This window comes from Pseudoalteromonas sp. SR45-5 (genome assembly GCF_014163565.1).
Classification (GTDB): Bacteria; Pseudomonadota; Gammaproteobacteria; order Enterobacterales; family Alteromonadaceae; genus Pseudoalteromonas; species Pseudoalteromonas distincta.
Window position 1 is genome coordinate 1 of record NZ_JACJDN010000474.1, and the last position, 3237, is coordinate 3237.

Here is a 3237-nt window from a genome sequence, read left to right on the forward strand (position 1 = left end):
TAAGCTTTTAAATTTAGCCTCAAGTACGTCTACACCGTATAAAATACCGACCACCAGCACCGAGAGTTTTATTGCAGCCCCAAGGTTTTCTGTCGCTATCATCACGCCTATTGATGCAAGTACCCAAATGGTTGCAGCTGATGTAACGCCAACTACCGCACCATCTTTTGCGAGCATAACGCCAGCCCCTAAAAAGCCGATACCTGTAATTATTTGCCCAACCACACGAGAATGATCTATTACATCCCCTTGTAAATTAAACGCAGTGGATAAAAACAAATACGTACCCAAGGTTATTAACGCAGAGGTACGAATACCTACAGGCTTGCCGCGCAACTGGCGCTCTATACCAATAATGGCACCGCAAAAAGCCGCAGTACCAATAGCTGCCCACGAATACGGGGCTACATCAATTAAATCTAAAAAAGTCACTGTTAACCTTATATTTTATTAGCTATAGCCACCGCCGTTCTTAAACGTTGGCTACCAAACGCTGACATTTTACTAAAATCACTTCGTGCAATAGGTACATACTGGCAATCTATTGCGAGCTGTTTATCGTTACCGGGCTCACAAAACGGATCGTGAACATACACGCAATGCTCATCAAGGTGCGTAACACACACCCAATGTGGTGATTTTTTACCATCAAAACTATATGTGCTAATTAATAACAGCACACTAAAGCCTTTACTTAACCACTGCTCAATATGCTCAAGCTCTACATCTTTATACGTAAGCGGTATATTTGCTTGTGCAATAACATCTACAAATTGTTGATGCACGGTGGCAAGTACCACTTTTTTGTTTTCGTTACGTACGCCATCTAAAAACAAAGGCTCTGTGGTATTAACCATTACCTCGCTTTTAAAACCACGCTTATTAGCCCCAAGTGCCAAACCAAACGGATGGCAACCACCATGACCCGATGTCATAAAAATGGTGGTACCTTCACGCCAAAGTGCCAGCTCATGCGATTGGGTAAGCTCAGTTGTTGGCTCAAGTGCGCCCATTGCCATTAATAGTGCAGCAGGTCCGCACGTAAACTCAGTAGTTTGCTGATACCACGGCGTTAAACGCGCCACTTTTAACTCACTCGTTTGTCGAATGTTTTTTTGCATTCGTAGTGCGTCACTGTGGTCATCGTAATAATCGCTATATTGACCAAACACTCTGTAACCTAAGCTTTTATAAAGCCCTATCGCACCTTCGTTATTTACAGCCACTTCTAAACGAAGGTAAATACGCCCTCGCTCATACGTTTCTTTTTCAAGGCTAGTAAGCAATGTCTTTGCAACGCCCTTACCTTGCATCGTGGGTTTTACAGCAAGCGAATATAAACGCGCTAAACGAGTCCCTTTATGGCACCACACTAATCCATATCCACATACTTGCTCGCCATTTTGGGCAACGAGTAAAATACCGTGTTTTGCACTAAGCCAGCGTTTTAAACTACGCGGACTTAATTTATCGTTATTAAAGCAAGCGTTTTCAACGTCAATCAGTGCATTTAAATCACTACTAAGCGCCTTTCGAATAACAAGGTTGCTCATGTTATTACCCACGGCCTCGTGCTTCTAAGCGTTGTTTAAACTCATCCATAATGATCATGTATAGCTCGTCGCCTAAATAGCCGTCTTCTACCTTGTGATCAATACTTGGGTTGTCGTTTACTTCAAGTACATATGCTTTGCCTTGATGCTCTTTAACATCTACGCCATATAAACCCCTACCCACTGTTTTACATGCTTTTAATGCTGCATCTAACACCGCTTTTGGTAACTCAAAGGTTGGTAGAGTTTCAAAGCCGCCAGAGAAAAACCGTTTAGCGTCGTGGTTATAAATTTGCCAATGGTTACGCGCCATTAAATAGCGGCATGCATAAATTGCACGGCCATTTAACACACCCACTCGCCAATCATATTCGGTATACATGTACTCTTGTGCAAGCACTAATGCGCTATATTCAAACAGCTCTGTAAGCTTAGCGGCAAGCTCATCACGGTTTGAAACTTTAAATACACCTTTTGAGAACGACCCTTCAGGCATTTTTAAAACAAGCGGATACGTAAACGCTTCTTCTAATTGCTCAAGCGTTTCACTTGCTTGATCTGCCACTACAACCGTTTTTAAACTTGGCACTTTTTGATAATTAAATGCATCGTGTAAATACACTTTATTACAACAACGTAAAATAGACTCAGCATCGTCAATAACCACTAAACCCAGGCTTTGCGCTTTGCTTGCAAGGCGATACGTTGGGTGGTCAATCGCTGTAGTTTGGCGAATAAATAACGCATCAAACTGGGCAATGTTATCAATTTCGTCAAAGCTTAATGCTTGTGCATAAATACCGTGTTTAGCAGCTGCTTTAATAAAACGTGCAATGGCGTCTTTATCACTCGGTGGTACTTTTTCGTTATGATCAACAAGTATTGCCATGTCCCATCTAAAACGACGTTGCACAGAACTAATACGCCACTGCGTTTTAGTAAAGTTATCTAGCTTGGCTACAAATTCGCTGTACTGCTGCTCGTTTAAAGACGACATCGAGCCTTGTTGCAATAATCCTTGTTCATCAACAAATAAAATAGGAGCTGGGTATTGTTTAAATACCGACTTTGCCGCTTTTGATTGTAAATCGTTTTGGGCATTACCAAAGTAAAGTGTGCCGTCTATTTGGCCCACATTTAACATAGCTGCTTGGCCACTACGAAGAGCATTAATGGTTTTTACACTGGGTAAAACTTGGTGCTTGCGCGCCTCTGCAAGTAATGAGCAATAGTAACCTTTGCTCAAGTATTGGCTTGAGTCGCACAGATTAATAATGCGTGTTTTTGGTTCGTTATGTTTTGGGTAATCACGTAAGTAGGTATTAAACGTAATTACATTTTCGAACGATTGAGCAAGCGTTTGCTCGTTGTTATCAACCACAATTAAGGTTTTAAACACGACTTTTCCTAGTTAAGTCAAAATATAAAAAGCGTGCTTAGTAAAATACTAAGCATTATAAATAGAAACACCCATCGTACTAAGTGGGCATTGCGCGAATCACTTAATATGATGGGTGCTTTAACAGGTACCTACTGTACGAGTTAGCGCTTAAATTGCTTAAGCGACATGTGCTTTATATGCCCTTTTTTAAAAACGCACAAACGAGATATTTTTAGCGTGAAGATAAAAAATATTGATTAACTATATTTTCCACCTAATGCAGATTAAAATACGCAAAACAAC

The 3237-nt window shown here is 40.9% G+C and carries 3 protein-coding genes; all 3 read right to left on the reverse strand.

Annotated features, from left to right (window positions below):
• On the reverse strand, positions 1–432 hold a 432-nt coding region (locus H5072_RS15310), incomplete at its 3' end, for an MgtC/SapB family protein (protein ID WP_182694008.1).
• Positions 433–440: 8 nt separating this feature from the next.
• The gene (locus tag H5072_RS15315; protein WP_182694009.1) at positions 441–1553 is read right to left on the reverse strand and encodes a GNAT family N-acetyltransferase/peptidase C39 family protein; all 1113 of its coding nucleotides are present in this window, start codon (positions 1551–1553) and stop codon (positions 441–443) included.
• 4 nt (positions 1554–1557) lie between these two features.
• Complete coding sequence (locus H5072_RS15320; RefSeq protein WP_182694010.1) at positions 1558–2952, reverse strand: RimK family protein; 1395 nt, start codon at positions 2950–2952, stop codon at positions 1558–1560.
• Positions 2953–3237 lie beyond the last annotated feature (285 nt).

Excerpts from the sequence above, each read along its gene's own strand:
- H5072_RS15315 (WP_182694009.1), bottom strand. The coding sequence starts at position 1,553 with ATGAGCAACCTTGTTATTCGAAAGGCGCTTAGTAGTGATTTAAATGCA.